We start from the raw sequence: 14,881 nt of genomic DNA, 5'->3' as shown, positions 1-14,881 counted from the left end.
GTGCTCGCGGGTGCCGGTGACGATCCAGAGGGACGGCTTCCGCCGCTTCCTCGGGACGACGGATTTCGATGCGCGGCAGTTCGGCTGGGCGCTGCTGGTGGCCCTCGCGCTCCTGTGCCTGTGGGAACTCGGCAAGCTCCCGGCGCGCCGGGCGAGAGACAGGCGTTGTCTCAACGGTTCGCCGCCCTCGCACGGGCCTCACCGTTCACCTGCGGGCCTCTGCCGTGCGCGCGCTCCGGCTCTCAGTGGTCCCGGCCGGACAGGACCGGGAAAAGGGGGGCCTGATCGGAAGGACGGTCTGTGACCATCCACCGCAAGAGCCGCAGGCCTCTCCGTCGGCTGCGTGCTGTTCCCGGGGTGCGTGCCATGTCGTCGTACCGACGCGAGTGGCTGGTCAAGGACCTGGTGGCAGGAGTCGTCCTGACCACGCTGCTGGTGCCACAGGGGATGGCGTACGCCGAGCTGGCGGGGCTGCCGCCCATCACCGGCCTGTACACGACGGTTCTCTGCCTGCTCGGCTATGCGGTGTGCGGGCCGTCCCGGATCCTGGTGCTGGGCCCCGACTCCTCGCTGGGGCCGATGATCGCCGCCACGGTGCTGCCCCTGGTGGCGGCCGACGGGGACCCCGACCGGGCTGTCGCGCTGGCGTCGGTCCTCGCGCTCATGGTGGCGGCCGTGATGATCCTGGCCTCGGTGGCGAAGCTGGGCTTCATCGCCGACCTGATCTCCAAACCGACGATGATCGGCTACATGAACGGTCTGGCCCTGACCATTCTCGTCGGTCAGCTGCCCAAGTTGCTCGGCTTCAAGGTCGATGCGGACGACCTGATCGGCGAGTGCGTCGGCTTCGTGCGGGGCCTCGCTGACGGGGCGGTGGTGCCGGCCGCCGCAGCGGTCGGCATCGGCGGGATCGCCTTGATCCTGGTCCTGCAACGCCTGCTGCCGAAGGTCCCCGCCGTGCTCGTGATGGTGGTCCTGGCGATCGCCGCGGCCACGGTCTTCGATCTGGGCGGGCACGGCGTCGGCCTGGTCGGAGAACTGCCCGAGGGCTTTCCTCCGTTCACGATCCCCGATGTGCGGCTCGCCGACCTGCCGCCGCTGCTCGGCGGTGCGCTGGGCATCGCCCTGGTGTCCCTGGCGGACACGATCTCCAACGCGTCGGCCTTCGCGGCCCGGACCGGACAGGAGGTCCGCGGCAACCAGGAGATGGCGGCCATCGGTGTGGCCAACCTGGCGGCCGGTCTCTTCCAGGGCTTCCCGGTCAGTACGAGCGGTTCCCGTACGGCGGTGGCGGAGCGGGCGGGGGCCAGGAGCCAGCTCACCGGGGTCGTCGGAGCGGTACTCATCGTCCTCATGCTCGTGCTGGCTCCTGGCCTGTTCCGCAATCTCCCCCAACCGGCCCTTGCAGCCGTTGTCATCACCGCGTCGCTGTCGCTGGCCGACATCCCGGGGGCCGTGCGGCTCTGGCGGCAGCGCCGGACGGACTTCCTGCTGTGCTGCGCGGCGTTCCTCGGCGTGGCCCTGCTCGGTGTGCTGCCCGGGATCGGCATCGCCGTCGCCCTGTCCGTGCTGAACGTCTTCCGCCGTGTCTGGTGGCCCTACCACACCGTGCTGGGGCTGGTGCAGGGACTGGAGGGCTACCACGACATCCGCTCGTACCCACAGGTCCGGCAGCTTCCGGGCCTGGTCATCTACCGGTTCGACGCCCCGCTCCTCTTCGCCAACGCCAAGGCCTTCCGCGACGACATCAGGCGCCTGGCCGAGGCGGACCCGCGGCCGAGCTGGATCGTGATCGCGGCTGAACCCATGACCGACGTGGACACCACCGCCGCCGATGTCCTAGAAGAGCTCGATGAGACGCTCAACGCGGACGGCGTCCACCTCGTGTTCGCCGGGCTCAAGGACCCCGTGCGCCGCAAGATCGAGCGGTACGAGCTCACCCGCACCATCGACCCCCGGCACTTCTTCCCGACCGTGGAAGCCGCGGTCGCCGCATTCCGCCTGCGCACCGGAGCGCGGTGGGCGCCCCCGGCCACCGCAAGCCCGCCCCCGCGCGACGAGCCCGGCCCCGGTACCGCTGAGTCGCCGCCCATCGACGAGCAGTGATCGCGCCAGTCCCTCGGCGGGGCGCCGTGCGGCGCTCGGGGCCGGTGGCGGGGCACTGGCACGTGAAGAGCGCAGGCCCGGCGTGCTCGCGGCCCTGTTGCTGAACGTGATGGACCGGACTCGAGGGCCGCTTCTCGGGCAGCCGACCCGTAGCGGGCCGGCGTCACCGGTCACGGTGGGGAGAAAGTCCCGACGACGGGAACGGCCGATGAGCAGAGCAGCGGGCCCGACATCGTAGCCTTGTAACAGCCGCAGACGACCGGCGCGCCTCGACCGTTACTGGGCAGGAGAGAAGCATGGACAGCTCCTTCTGGCTCATCGTGGCCGTGGTTCTCGTGCTCGTCGTGGCGGGATTCGCGGCCGTGCTGCTCGTCCGCGTCTTCCAGGCTCGGAGGCTGCTGCTCGACGCCGGTCTCCCGCTGCGGTCCAAGGCCCTGTTCTGGGCGGCGGTGGTCTACATCGTCTCGCCGATCGACCTGATCCCGGACCCGGTCTACCTCGACGACATCGGTGTGCTCCTGGTCGCCTTGCGGGTGTTGCACGCGGTGGCCGCCGGAAGCGAGGCGGACCCCAGAGCGCTCCCCGAGGTTCGAAGGTCTGGAACAGCGGTCCGGCGATGGAGTCGCCGCCTCAAGTGAGGGGGACGGTGGAGGTCCGACCGTTCCGTTTCACCGGCGTAAGGGGCGCGATGCCGGTAGGCACCTCAGAAGAGCATCTCCTCCTTCGCCGGACCACCTTCCTCGCAGGTCGGGAGCGTCACCCACCCAACTCGAACATGTGTTCGGATCTGTGGCACGGGAACGAGATCCAGGCGCGCTCGCTGGGTCGCGGGGGGCTTGGGGCCGGCGATCCGCCGACTGTCCGGGTTCACCGCGACGGGGCGCCTGCAGACGGGGCAAGTCTTGCGCGGCCATGCGGGTATGACGAACGTCCCTTCGCACAAGGCTTGGTGTGGGTGTACGCGTCCCCGGAATCGAGGATTCACCAGAGGCGCGGTAGGACCGACTCCTGCTGATGCCGCATCAGGCAGCGTTCACCCTGCCGGAGGCCCTGCCTGTCGACAGCTTCGGCCGCTGGCGATGATCGGCCGATGAGCGCCATCGAACGCCCTTGCCGCCCCTGAACGCCGACGAGCGCACCACGCTCGAAAGCCGGCTCGACTTTCACCGCGCCACCCTCGCCATGAAGTGCGAGGGCCTGGACGACGGGCAGGCCGCCGTCGCGTCCGTGCCACCGTCCGACTTCACGTTGACCGGCCTCGTCCAGCACATGGCAGAGGTGGAGCGGAACTGGTTCCGCCGGGTGTTCGCCGGAGAACAGGCCTCGCCCGTCCACGACCCGCAGGCCGACCCGTCCGCCCCCGACGGCGGCTTCGAACTGGCCGAGCACGTGCCGTGACGGGCGCCCCGACACGGTCAGGAGTACCAGTCGGCCTCCGCCGGCCGCGCCCGCCGGGGCACCTCCCGGGCAGGCATGGGCCCGCGTTCGCCACCCGCGAGCAGGGTGCTTGCCGGATCACCGCCGAGAGCGCCAGGGAGCGTCACTTCGACCTCGATGCCGCGAGGGGGGTCGGTGGGCAGGATCGTGGTCATCACCGTCGTCTGCGCATGGTGGCCATGGGCGCGGGCGGCGGCGACCTGCTTCCCGTCCACGAGGAGCTCCAGTTCCCGCGTTCGCCCCATCCGCAGGTCCACGGTGACCGAGCAGCCGGCGTGCTCGCAATGAAAGTGATACTCCCGGCTCATGATCGCCTCCCTGAAGCACCTGGCAACCCCTCCTCTCCATCGTGGCACCAGGTGAGGGCCGCGTCAGCCCCGGCTCTCGATCCCGCGGTCGTCACCGTGTCCCCCACCCGCTACGCCACCGCTCCCGACTGACCGCACCACCCTCGCCGAGCACGGGAGGGCGCGGGCGGTGGGCGCAGCCGAGGTGGTCGGTCTGCTAGACGACCGACGCGATGGCACTGCAGCACTACGAAGTGGAGTCCACAGAGCGACCGGGCGAGCGGGAGGAGCGGTACCGGAGCCCGGGAGCACGCCGATCTTCGACTCAGACGGACGGGTCGTGCTCCTGGCGACGTGGTGCCGCTTCTCCACGGACTGCTCGACGAGGCGGTTGGCCCACCCCGGACGCCGTCCGGGAGCTTGGCGCAGCCGGAAAGGAAGTACGGCCAGAACGAGATGCCGGCGTGCCGGAAATCGTAAAGCCGCTTGGCCGGCCCGGGGATGTGCCTCTGCGTGTGGGGCGGATCGGCGTGCACCGAGAGGAGGCCTGATCGGCGACCTGATCTCAGGTCGTGAGACATGCCGAGCAACGCACCGAAGGTGCGGGACCGTTCACCACCCGGGTCACCTGGCGTCTGCCCGGTGGTGGGGAGGCGGTCGGGGAGTCGCGACTCGCTCGGCGCCGCGGAGTTCTCACCGTCCGGGCGCCGGGCTCGGAGGCCGGCCACCATGCTCGTGCCGACGAGGTGGCGGTCCGCCGCCTGCGCAGGCTCAACGCCGTAGCCGCGACGGCCTTCGTCATCGGCGGGGCCCTCTTCGCGGCCGGTGCCGGCGTAGCCTCGGTTCGGCTCCGGCGACGCCACCGAGATCGCCTCGATCTACTTCGCCGGCGTCCTGTTCTTCAACACCGGCGGCTATGCCTCGCTACTGCAGGTGATCAACGCGCCCCGCCACGCGGTGAACCAGCTCGGGTCCGTCCTGTTCACGGTCTCGGCTCTCGCCGCGTATACCCGGCCGGTCACCGGCAGCCCGGTCAGCATCGACATCGCCAACTGGAGCACCCTCACCGGCGCCCTGTGCTTCTCCATCGGGAGGCGTCCTCCAATTCTTCGAACGCCCGTAGAGCTCCGCCGGCCTCAACGCCCACGCGGCCTCCGAAGTCGAGCCGTACCTGGGCAAGCCCTTCCGCGACCGACGGCAGCGGTCGGCATCGACGAAGCGGTCGGTATCCGGGGGTGGAGTGTGCCCGAAGCACCAAGCACCGGATACAAAAGCCCAGCGGCATCGCACGGCCATGGAGATGTACGGGAGAACGGACCGACCACAGTCGGACCTCCCGGCGAAAGACAATCGGCCGCAGTCCTCGTCCGACACAAGTGGCATCGAAACGGCGCGCAGCGACCGTTCCGGACGCTGCCGCCGACTTTGCTGCCGAAGCCGTCTCCGCTTGGCCGTCCCCGCTCGGCGACGGCCGGTCACTCATTGGCCTGATGGCCTCCGCGCCCCAGTCCCACCAGCCTCCGTGTTCGGTGCGGTCGAGTACGACGACGGCGTACCGGCGGCCGGGGCGAGTACTTCGTGGAGACGCGAGCCGGACGGGGCTGATGGAGAGTCGGGAGAGCGCGACCCTCGCGAATCCGGCGACGGGCACACTGCCCGAGCTTGTACGGAACCGGGCCCGCGACTGCAGCGACGACGTGCGCGGTGCCGGGTGTGCACCTCGGGTCAGCGGACACGCTGACCCGAGGTGCGCCCAGGTGCCGGGCGGGCGGGTGTCAGCCCTGGCAGACGCCGCGCGTGTAGTCGTACGTCGCCGTCGCCTGCGAGTACTTCCACTGCGGCGCGAGCAGCCCGTCGGCCAGCTGGCGTGCGGCGGCGGGGCTTTCGATCACGTAGCCGAAGTCCTGGAGCCAGGAGGGGTACAGGTTCTTCGAGCCGATGTAGAAGGCCGAGTCGTCCACCGAGACCAGCTTGTGGTGCTGGGCGTACGGCTTGCCGTCCGCCCACGTCGGCTTGTCCGAGGCGCGGAAGGTCGCGAGCTGCAGGTTCCGGCACATCGCGGCCCGCGCCTTCGGCTCGTCGCCGGTCAAGACCTTGAGGCGGCCGCGCAGCACGTCGCTCACCTCGGACAGCGACTTGATCTGCGAGTAGCCGCCGCTGCCGATGGCGCCGCGGTTGGCCGGGTCGCTGACGACGATGCGCACCTTCACGCCGGCGGCGAGTTTCGCGGCGAGGGTGTCGTAGAGCCGGATGTCGTAGCGGGGCAGCGGCGGGCAGGTCGCGTTCAGGTCCTGCTGCGAGATCTCGACGTGCTCGGTCGCGCTGGCGACCAGGGCGCGCAGCGCGCTCTCCTCCGGGTTGGCCGTGTCGTAGTCGCGGTCGGCGTTGGTGTAGTCGTGCACCCCGAAGCCGCAGGTGGTGTCCGAGGCCGTCGGCAGGACGGGCCGGAACGACGAGGACGGGTCGCTCTGCCGGATCCCGACGCCGAGGCCGCCCACCGCGAGGGCGGGAATGTCACCGTCGGCGGGCGGGGCGGCAGGCCGGGGCAGCGTGGGCAGGCAGCCCGCGCCGTTGGAGGAGGCGAACCAGACGCTGGTCCAGCTGCTCTTGTTGTGGCAGGTCCAGTCCCACAGCGTGTCGAGGTAGCGTCCGGCGGAGCCCGCCGCCGGGCCGGACAGCGCGAGGTCGACGTCGTTCACCGGGTGGGTGGTGTCGAGGTAGTCGTCCTTCCAGCTGTTGATGCCGCCGGTGATCACCGAGTTCCCGTCCACCACCACCAGCTTGGAGTGGTTCCAGGAGAAACCGGTCTTCGACGTCGTCATCGAGGCCACGTCGAGAGTGACGCTCGCGGCCGCCGGACCGAGCTTGTCCACCAGCTCGTCGCGGTAGGCGGACGGAATCACGTTGGCGTGGTAGACGGGTGCGGCGCCGACCAGGATGCGGACCTGAAGCCGGTTGCCCTTCTGCGCGGCCTCCTTCAGGCCGGCCACGATCGCGTCCTGGAAGGCTCCGTTGGGGAACGGGGCCAGAGTGGATATGTCCACGCTGTAACGGGCGTTCGCGATGTCCTCGCGCACCTTCTCCAGCAGGCGCCGGGAGCCCGAGCGGTCGGCGCAGGTGGGATCGCCCCAGCAGCCGGGGGTCTGGAGCAGCCAGTCGGAGGCGCCGGGGGCGGAGGCGCCCAGCCTGTTCCCCGCCGTGCGCTCCCAGACGGAGCCCTCCAGGCCCGGAGAGACCTGACGCAGGGACTGCTCCACCGCGTCCAGGTGCGGAGTGGGCGCGTCGGCGAACGCCGGGACGGCGGACAGCAGGAGGGTGGAGAGGGCGAGTGGAAGGGCTGTCGTGCGGATGGTGCGGGCCAATGCGGTTCCTTGCTTGGGGGTGGCTCGGGCTGAAGGCTCCGCGGAGGGGGCCTCGACCTTGATCAACTCACGTAAGTTACCAGCGCGTATCTCCTGGTTCACCCCAGCCCGCGCTGCTTTCAGCCGTAATCGCGCCCTGCACCGTCGTCGAAACTTCCCAGCCGTAGCCCGACCGGGACCTGGCTGGTCACGGAGGCCGTGACGGTTCGGCGGCCGTCGGGGGTGGCCGCGGCGAACTGGGTATGACCGGGCGTGTTGCCGGTGTGGCCGAAAACGACGCCGCACCGGGTGGTGCAGCGGAACAGGGCGAGCCCGGCCACGTTCGCGCAGGGACCGGACGGTTCGGAAGCACGGCCCGGCAGGAAGTCCCGCTTGGGCATGGCGGGTGGCCGGCTAGAGGCCCGGCGCGTTGAAGGTGTTGAGGTACCAGAAGGCCGCCGAGTACCAGAGCAGTGCGATCGTCAGGACCAGGGCGCCGCCGGTCACGGGCAGGACCCAGCCCGGCAGCCGACGGTGCCGGACGACGATCACCTTGGCGACGAAGGCTCCGTAGAGGAAGCAGCCGCTCAGCGAGTGCAGGGCGGTGCGGGCATCGGTCAGCTCCACCCCGTAGGCGACCAGGCAGTGCCGGGCGATCGGCAGGGAGAGCAGGAAGGCCGCGAGGCCGACGAGTCGGTGGATCCGTCCGACCGGTCGTGGCGCCGTCCCCAGGCCGGGCAGCCGGCCGTACAGCCAGAGCGCGAGCAGCAGCTGGATCAGCGCGAGGCCGAGGAGGGCGGTACCGAGCTCGGCCTTCAGCTGCTGGACGTCGCCGAAGCGGGTGCCGAAGAGGCTGGTGGCGTAGGCCGGAGTGTGCGCGCGTCCGAACCAGTACACGCCGACCACCGTCGCGACCGGCAGAAGCGCCCAGAGCACGACCCGTACCGCCTGCCCGCGCCGCGTCCCTCCTCGCATCGGGCGTTCGTCGCCGGCCATGCGGATCAGTCGCCCTCGACCTTGTCACCGGCCGGGTCGACCACGTACCACTTGGCGCCGAAGGCGCTGGATTCCTCGCCGTTGGTGTCCCCCTTGGCCTTGTCGCCCTCGAAGTAGTACAGCGGGTGTCCGTTGTAGACGATCTGGGTCTTGCCGTCGGTGCGTGTGGTGGTGGACAGCTTGGCCTGGTCGGCGCCGTTGACGGCGGTGGGTGCGCCCGTGGTGAGGGCGGGTGGCCAGGCCGTGGCGCAGGCGTCGTAGCAAGTGGAGGTGGTCGAGGTGTCCTTCTCGAAGAGGTAGAGGGTCTTGCCCTGGGAGTCGACCAGGATGTCGCCGAACTTGCCGACGGATGCCACCGCGACGCTCGTCCCTCCGCCCGCCGTGGTGGAGGCGCTGGGCGACGAGCTCGCGGACTGCGTGGTCGCGGGGGACGAGCTGGCCTGACCGGTGGTCTTCGTGCTGCTGGAGCAGCCGCCGCACACCGCGGTGCACAGGGTGACGGCGGCGAGCGAGACGGCTGCGAGGCCGCGCTGATGCATGGTGTTCTCCGACGGATCGGGGACTTCCTGTCCCCCTCACTAGGACCGGTGCCGCCCGGCGCTGACCCTGCGGCGCGCCGCAGGGTCAGCGTGACGGGGGACGCGGATGAGGCCGCCTGGGCGATGGCGTGTGCCGGATGGACGAGCACGGCTGTCGGGCTCCCGGCGGACGCGGGCCCCGCGGCGTCGACGCAGTCAACGCCGCGGAGCGCGGGTGACGATCAGCAACACCACGGCGAGCACCTGGACGGAGACGACCACGGTGATCAGCAGGGGAACCGAGTAGCCGTACAAGCCGCCGATCAGTGCGCCGCCGACCAGGCTCGCAGCGCCGACCACACCGGCGAACAGGCCGTACGCGGTCGCCCGCCGGCCGCTGGGCACCAGGTCCGCGACCGTGGCGCGCAGGGTGGACTCCTGGATGCCCATGGCCGCACCCCACGCCAGCGATCCGGCGACCGCGATCCCCAGCGTGTCGGTGAACGCCAGCATCCCCACACCCGCCGTGAGCACCGGCAGGGCGATCAGAACGCGGGGGCCGCGGCGGTCGTACAGCCATCCGGTGGCCAGCGCCGCCAGGGCGTCCACGGCCATCGCCGCCGCGTACAGCACCGGCACCCACGCGGCGGACAGCAGGTGCCGTTGAACCAGGTGGAAGGAGAGGACGCCGAAGGTGGCGAGCCCGGTCGTGGTGGTGGCCGTGAACGCGGCGTACGTCCAGAACTCCCTCGGCAGACGTCGGTCCCCCGCCTGATGATCCGACGCCGGTACGGCCGTGGCGGCCGCCTCGCGCTCGTAGGCTTCCGGCTCCGGCACCCGGGCCCGCAGCCGATACAGGAGTCCCAGCACCGCGAGGCCGGGCAGGGCGAGCACGCCGAGCGCCGGACCGTAATCGCCGCCGGTCAGCGCCAGCACTCCGGCCACGAGCAGGGGACCGATCAGGGCGCCGACCTGGTCCATCGCCTCGTGCACGGCGAAGCCTCGCCCCCGTCCCGTCGCCGCCGCGGCGTGGGACAAGAGGGTGTCCTTCGCCGGGGAGCGGACGGCCTTGCCGACCCTCTCGGCGATCACGAGGGCACACGCCACCCACAGCACCCCGGCCGCACCCAGCAGCGGCACGGAGGCGACGGTCAGGGCGTATCCGGCGATGGTCAGGCCCCAGAAGCGGCGGGTGCGGTCCGCCAGCGGGCCCGACACCAGCCGCAGCCCGAGCGCCGCCGCCTCACCGGCGCCCGTGACCACGCCGACGACCAGCGCCGAGGCCCCCAGCGACGCCAGCAGCGGCCCGGTGACCGAGCGGGCCCCCTCGTACACGACGTCGGCGAGCAGGCTGACCGTGCCGAACCACAGCACGAACCGCCACGGCCCCATCCTCACCGGCCCCGTCTCCACGGGCCGCGTCCCCGCCGAGCGTCTCCCTTTCATGGTCCCCTCCCTCGGCGAAGCAGCAGGAGTGTCGGACAGGGTACGGAGCTCGGCCTGCCGCGCCGACGGCGGAAGGGTTCCATGCCGATGGTACGGCGAGGCCACCGACCGACTACGGCTCTGTCGAACGACGGCCGATCCGGGAGCGGGTCACTCCCGTGCGCCGGCGGCGGACCCGCTCGCGGAGTCCGCCGCCGTTCGACATCCGAGGCGGGAGATCGCGTCAGGCGGTGTCCGGCCTCTCGGGGTGGGCCAGGAGGAGAGGCGAGCTCAGGCGTGCGTCGGGGTGCATCCGGAGCAGGTGGTGCACCACCCCGGACAGCCCGGGGAGCAGACCCGGTGCGAACGCCTCCTTGGCGAGGCCACCGACCGGACCGCGCTGCTCGATGCCGGTGATCAACTCTGCGTCGGCCTGTGCGGCGGACGGTCCCTCGTACCCCTTCAGGCCGCGCAGGTGGTGCAGGAGCTCCCAGAGTCCGAGGTCGCCGTGACAGAGGGTGTGGCTCCAGCCGAACCCCTCGCGCAGTCCGGCCGGCCCCGAGCGGAGCGCGGTGTCCAGGTGGCGGGGATCGCCCGTGCGCCGGTAGAGGTCGAGGGCGGCCAGGCCGATGCCCGTGCTGCCGTGGCACCATGCGGTGGGATGGTCGACGTCACCTCCGATCCGCGCATCGACCCAGGCGCCTGCCTCCGGCGTGTACAGCGACTCCTCGAAGTCGTGCGCCAGAGTGCCGAGTTCGTACCACCGGCGTCGGTCGGCCGGGCTCCCGGCGGACGAGAGGGCGAGCCTGGTGAGCGCCCACCCGGCGCCGGTGGCGCCATGGGCGAATCCGCCGATGCCCTCGGGGAACATCACCGTGGACCACCGTGCTCCGCGGTCGTCGACGACCGCGGTCCGCTCCAGATGCCGACCGGCCTCCGCGGCAGCTTCCGACCACCGCTCCTCGCCGGTGAGTTCGGCGAGGTCGAGCAGTGGGACGACCGCGCCGGCCACGCCGCTGAGCACGTCAAGGGCACGGTCCTCGGCGATGGCCTCCGGGGTCAGCAGCGCGGCCCTGGCGCGAGCGCGGTCGAGCAGCCCGGGCGTACCGAGGAGGCGGTGCAGCGCGGCCCAGGTCCACACCTGCGAGGCGATGCCGGTGAACCCGCCGAGCTGACGGGTCGGCGTGGTGTCCTCGGTGGCGGACAGCACCTCCAGGGTGCCGGCCAGCACGGACTCGACACCGGCCACCGGATCGGCTCGACCGGCCCGCTGCTCCCGCTGGTACTCCGCGAGGGCGAGGGCGACGCCGCCCTGCCCGGTGTAAAGGTCCGCGCCCAGCGGGCGGACGGCCCAGCCGTAGTCCGTGAGCACGGGACTGATCCAGGTCGCGGTGGCGTCGGCGCCGCGCACGGCCGCCTCGCAGACCGTCCGCACGGCCTCGGCCGCCAGCGTGCGGCGCCGCCGGTCCAGGTCCTCGGCGTGCGGTGCTCGGGCGGGCGTCCGTACCCGGTCGGGAAGCCTGCGCTCGTTCAGGTAGGCGCCGACCAGGGCGCTGCGGATGGTGTCGCGCTCACGGGTGAGGTCCGCCCGCCGCCACCCGGCGAGGAAGGCGTCCAGCCGCTGTCCGTCCACCCGTTCGCCGAACGCGGGGATGTCTCCGACCAGGAGGTCCGCTATCTCCTGGTCGATCACGGCCGGTTCGCGGGGCGCGCCCGGGGCGGCGAGGGCGTTGCGGTGGAGGATGTCCCGGGCCCGGGCCAGGGCGGCGTCGGGGTCGTGCAGCGAAGCCGGGTGCCAGAGCATCCGGCCGATGTCCGTGTACGTCTGCGTGGGCCGCCGGATCCTGCGGACCCGGCAGCCTTCGAACACCCGCAACAGTGCGTCGAGTCCACCGCCCGCGTCGAGCTCCGCCAGGGCCGCGGTGAGCCCGTCGAAGCCGGTCAGCACCTGGTTCCAGTGGCGGATCAGCACCGGCTCGGGGCTGGGGTGGTTGCGGGCCGGCGGCAGGTCCACCGCGGCGATCTCCATTCGGGCGGTGTCCCGTCCTCCGTCCGTGATGACCGGGACGCGGATCTGCGGCTGCTGACCGGGCAGACCACCGGCGGCCGAGAGGTCCACGCCGGCGAGGGCGTAGCCGTCGGTGCGCAGCGGGAGGATGCCGGTGCGCAGCACGGTGTTGCGGATCGTCCGGGCCGCCCGGTCCACGGCGTCGCCGCGTCCGCTCGGCGGAACCTCGACATCGGGGGTGAACAGGGCCTCGGCGTCGACGACGGCGGGTACCGGGCCGTGGGCCACCAGGTTCTCGGCGTGCAGGTCGGTCCCGCCGAGGAGCCGCATCACCGCCAGCCAGCCGCCCAGGGCACGGTAGAAGCGGGCGAGTTCCGCCTCGCCTTGGCAGTGGCGGTGACCGAGGTGCTCGGCCCAGCCGTAGCCGTCCCGTACCACCACCCTCGGCACGCCCAGGTCCTCGGCGCCGGGGACGGCGGCGACGAAGGAGCGCAGCGCGGCGTCCACCTCCACCGGTCGCGGCTTGTACATGACGCAGGCGGTCTCGAAGACCAGCAGCGCCACCGCCCGGCCACCGTGGTGGGTGTCCCCTCGGGCGAGCTCCAGGGCGCGCAGCGGTCCGGGATCGCCCCCGAGCAGGCCGGCGACGGCCCGCCGGTCCTCGGCGAGCCGCGCGCCCAGCTCCAGGGCGCCTTCGGTCAGCAGGCGTCCGGAGGCGAAGGCCCGTCGGCGCAGCGCCGGGTAGCGCCGGTGCAGGGTCTCGGAGAAGCCGGGCGCGGAGGCCTGCCGGAGGAAGGCGTCCCATCGCGCGGAAGGGTCCGTGCCGGGCAGGTCGCCGGTGAGGGCGGCAGCCCGCAGCTCCAGCAGGAGCACCCGGTTGAGCCGGAGCTGGAGGGTACGGCGGAGAGCCTCGCGCGTCGCCTCGCGCAGGACTTCCCGCTCGTCGGAGGCCAGCCCGGTCATCCCTGGGATCCGGTCGTCCAGATCCGCGAACAGCGGGGCCGCGAAGGCGTCCACGGGGCCCGCGAACCATCCCTCGGGCGGCGGTCCGTCGGCCGCGCGGGCCGCTGCCACCGGTTCCACCATGCTGAGTCCTCTCCTGACGCCTGGGTCGGGTTTCCGCACACGGGGGCCGGCCTGCGCGTGGCCGGGCCTGGTCGGGCCTCGTCGGGCCGGGGAGCCCCTGAGGGCTCCCCGGGTGGTGCGTCCGGTGCCGTACGGCGGTTCGTCAGCAGCAGTAGCTGTGCAGCGAGCCCGTACAGCTGCTGCATCCGGTGAGCAGCGCCTCGGTGCCGTCGGTCAGCGCGGCCTCTCCGGCCGCACCGCCCACGTAGAGCGGGCCGGCCGGGTTGTCGGCGCCGAAGGCCGTCTCGGCGCCCTGGAGCCAGGCGGTGACGATCTCATCCGCGCGGGTGGTGGACATGATGGACATGCGGTACCTCCTACGATTCGTCGGAAGTGCACGGGGCTACAGAATCCACCGGAGGCGGTCCGTCCGGGATCTACCGGAACCGGCCAATCGTCGAGCGGGATTCCGGGGGTGCCCGGCCCGGTCCGGAGGCCGCCGCCGCGCGGCCGGAACGATGGCCGCCGGTCGGTGCGCCGCGGGTGCAGGCCATGGTGGCGGGCGGTGTCGGCCCCCTGCGCGTCCGGGTCCGGAGCGGCACCGTCGCGAGGCGCGAGGGGGACTGCGACGGCGTCCGTCAAGGGGCGCGGTCCCAGCGCATTTGGCCAATCACGCCCCCGTGGTGGCGGCGCGTACGGGGCGGTCCGGCGCGCGATCGCCCGGTCGAGCGAGCAGTCGAGAAGACCCGCCGCGGCCTCACAGGGGCCGGCCTCCCGCCTCGAAGGGCATATGCGCCAGTCGAATCGGCGGCCCAGGTTCGCACATGCCGACACCCCTGCGTGACGCCGCAGTGCGGCCGCGGCCTGGAGGGAGCCTGCGCCCTCGTTCCGGGTGCTGGGGCTGTCTCTGCTGCTCGGTGTCCCGCTGGCCCGGCTGCTCGCCCGGGTTGCCCTTCCCCGGCAAGGCGTTCGTCCGTTCACTCGTCCTGCCGCCGACGGCCGGTGGTGTCGCGCTGCTCCTCGCCTTCGGGCATCGCGGACTCCTCGGGCCGTGGCTGGAGCACACCTTCGGCATCACTCTGCCGTTCCACATCTTCGGAGCCGTGCCGATGGCGGCACCCGGCGAACGCTGGGCCCTGCACGCCGAGGTCACCGGCTCCACCCGGCTCACTCGTGAGGCCGAGCCCGACACCACCATCGCCGTCGGCGGCCCCGACAAGGCCGGGAAGACCACTCTTCTGCGGGCGCTCCTGGGGCCCACGCGGATCCCTCTCGGCGGCACCGATGTCACCGCCCTGACTCCGCAGCGGCGACGGGTGGTCGCATGGGTGTCGCGGGCCGGAGCAGTTGTCCGGCGGGCAGGCCCAGCGGGTCGCCCTGAGTCGAGCTCGGCGTCCCGCCCCTGCTCGTCCCGGGCCTGCTTCACGACAGCAGCCGTTCGAAGCACATCCCGTCATGAACCCCCGCCATCAGTAAGGGAGTTCACCGACGACTTCTCGCTACCTGCCGGGCAGGACTTCGTCTCACCCGCGCACCGGCGACACGGAAGAGTCACAGACCCTCGAAGCACGCCCGAGTGATGTACGCCATGGGCGGCGGCTGTTGAGGGAATCCGTCCCACACCTTCCCGTCCCATGCGCACCGCGCGTCCCGCGCGTCCCGTCCCGTCCCGCATCGCTCCCAAGGGGCTCCCGTACC

9 protein-coding genes and 4 pseudogenes are annotated in these 14,881 nt (G+C 72.1%); 5 read left to right on the top strand and 8 right to left on the bottom strand.

Annotation, left to right across the window (positions count from 1 at the left end; genetic code table 11):
* Window positions 1-300 precede the first annotated feature (300 nt).
* From ACFYX3_RS30175 to ACFYX3_RS30165, 3 genes and pseudogenes are all read left to right on the top strand, one after another.
* Window positions 301-2,106, top strand: a complete 1,806-nt coding sequence (locus ACFYX3_RS30175) for a SulP family inorganic anion transporter (RefSeq protein ID WP_389019909.1) — start codon at window positions 301-303, stop codon at window positions 2,104-2,106.
* A gap of 296 nt (window positions 2,107-2,402) precedes the next feature.
* Complete coding sequence (locus ACFYX3_RS30170) at window positions 2,403-2,744, top strand: YkvA family protein (RefSeq protein WP_389019907.1); 342 nt, start codon at window positions 2,403-2,405, stop codon at window positions 2,742-2,744.
* Window positions 2,745-3,216: 472 nt separating this feature from the next.
* Window positions 3,217-3,492: pseudogene (locus ACFYX3_RS30165) on the top strand (DUF664 domain-containing protein); the annotation flags it as partial.
* Window positions 3,493-3,521: 29 nt separating this feature from the next.
* Here ACFYX3_RS30165 and ACFYX3_RS30160 read toward each other — a convergent pair.
* Window positions 3,522-3,851, bottom strand: a complete 330-nt coding sequence (locus ACFYX3_RS30160; protein ID WP_389019904.1) for a hypothetical protein — start codon at window positions 3,849-3,851, stop codon at window positions 3,522-3,524.
* Between the two features lie 551 nt (window positions 3,852-4,402).
* Here ACFYX3_RS30160 and ACFYX3_RS30155 point away from each other — a divergent pair.
* Window positions 4,403-4,953: pseudogene (locus tag ACFYX3_RS30155) on the top strand (hypothetical protein).
* A 652-nt stretch (window positions 4,954-5,605) separates the two neighbouring features.
* Here the strand turns inward: ACFYX3_RS30155 and ACFYX3_RS30150 are convergent.
* The 7 genes and pseudogenes from ACFYX3_RS30150 to ACFYX3_RS30120 all read right to left on the bottom strand — a co-directional run bounded on the left by ACFYX3_RS30150 (window position 5,606) and on the right by ACFYX3_RS30120 (window position 13,550).
* Window positions 5,606-7,192 (bottom strand): phospholipase D-like domain-containing protein, encoded by a 1,587-nt coding sequence (locus ACFYX3_RS30150; protein WP_389019901.1) that lies wholly within the window; start codon window positions 7,190-7,192, stop codon window positions 5,606-5,608.
* 119 nt (window positions 7,193-7,311) lie between these two features.
* Window positions 7,312-7,557, bottom strand: a pseudogene (locus ACFYX3_RS30145) (hypothetical protein); the annotation flags it as partial.
* A gap of 28 nt (window positions 7,558-7,585) precedes the next feature.
* Window positions 7,586-8,146 (bottom strand): DUF6529 family protein, encoded by a 561-nt coding sequence (locus ACFYX3_RS30140; protein ID WP_389019898.1) that lies wholly within the window; start codon window positions 8,144-8,146, stop codon window positions 7,586-7,588.
* Between the two features lie 26 nt (window positions 8,147-8,172).
* Window positions 8,173-8,706, bottom strand: a complete 534-nt coding sequence (locus tag ACFYX3_RS30135; RefSeq protein WP_389019895.1) for a hypothetical protein — start codon at window positions 8,704-8,706, stop codon at window positions 8,173-8,175.
* A 195-nt stretch (window positions 8,707-8,901) separates the two neighbouring features.
* Complete coding sequence (locus ACFYX3_RS30130) at window positions 8,902-10,131, bottom strand: MFS transporter (RefSeq protein ID WP_389019892.1); 1,230 nt, start codon at window positions 10,129-10,131, stop codon at window positions 8,902-8,904.
* 223 nt (window positions 10,132-10,354) lie between these two features.
* Entirely contained in the window at window positions 10,355-13,204 is a 2,850-nt protein-coding gene (locus ACFYX3_RS30125; protein WP_389019889.1) for a type 2 lanthipeptide synthetase LanM family protein, read from the bottom strand.
* 142 nt (window positions 13,205-13,346) lie between these two features.
* On the bottom strand, window positions 13,347-13,550 hold the full coding sequence (locus ACFYX3_RS30120) for a DUF6229 family protein (RefSeq protein WP_086827200.1): 204 nt from the start codon (window positions 13,548-13,550) through the stop codon (window positions 13,347-13,349).
* A gap of 528 nt (window positions 13,551-14,078) precedes the next feature.
* Between ACFYX3_RS30120 and ACFYX3_RS30115 the strand changes: the two are divergent.
* Window positions 14,079-14,532, top strand: a pseudogene (locus tag ACFYX3_RS30115) (hypothetical protein); the annotation flags it as partial.
* Window positions 14,533-14,881 lie beyond the last annotated feature (349 nt).

It is taken from the genome of Streptomyces sp. NPDC002463 (assembly GCF_042889835.1).
Classification (GTDB): domain Bacteria; phylum Actinomycetota; class Actinomycetes; order Streptomycetales; family Streptomycetaceae; genus Streptomyces; species Streptomyces nymphaeiformis.
Note: the sequence above shows the minus strand (reverse complement) of the source record. Positions and strands in the feature narration are given on the sequence as shown.

Excerpts from the sequence above, each read along its gene's own strand:
- ACFYX3_RS30140 (WP_389019898.1), bottom strand. The coding sequence starts at position 8,146 with ATGCGAGGAGGGACGCGGCGCGGGCAGGCGGTACGGGTCGTGCTCTGG.
- ACFYX3_RS30125 (WP_389019889.1), bottom strand. The coding sequence starts at position 13,204 with ATGGTGGAACCGGTGGCAGCGGCCCGCGCGGCCGACGGACCGCCGCCC.
- ACFYX3_RS30135 (WP_389019895.1), bottom strand. The coding sequence starts at position 8,706 with ATGCATCAGCGCGGCCTCGCAGCCGTCTCGCTCGCCGCCGTCACCCTG.
- ACFYX3_RS30120 (WP_086827200.1), bottom strand. The coding sequence starts at position 13,550 with ATGTCCATCATGTCCACCACCCGCGCGGATGAGATCGTCACCGCCTGG.
- ACFYX3_RS30130 (WP_389019892.1), bottom strand. The coding sequence starts at position 10,131 with ATGAAAGGGAGACGCTCGGCGGGGACGCGGCCCGTGGAGACGGGGCCG.
- ACFYX3_RS30170 (WP_389019907.1), top strand. The coding sequence starts at position 2,403 with ATGGACAGCTCCTTCTGGCTCATCGTGGCCGTGGTTCTCGTGCTCGTC.
- ACFYX3_RS30160 (WP_389019904.1), bottom strand. The coding sequence starts at position 3,851 with ATGAGCCGGGAGTATCACTTTCATTGCGAGCACGCCGGCTGCTCGGTC.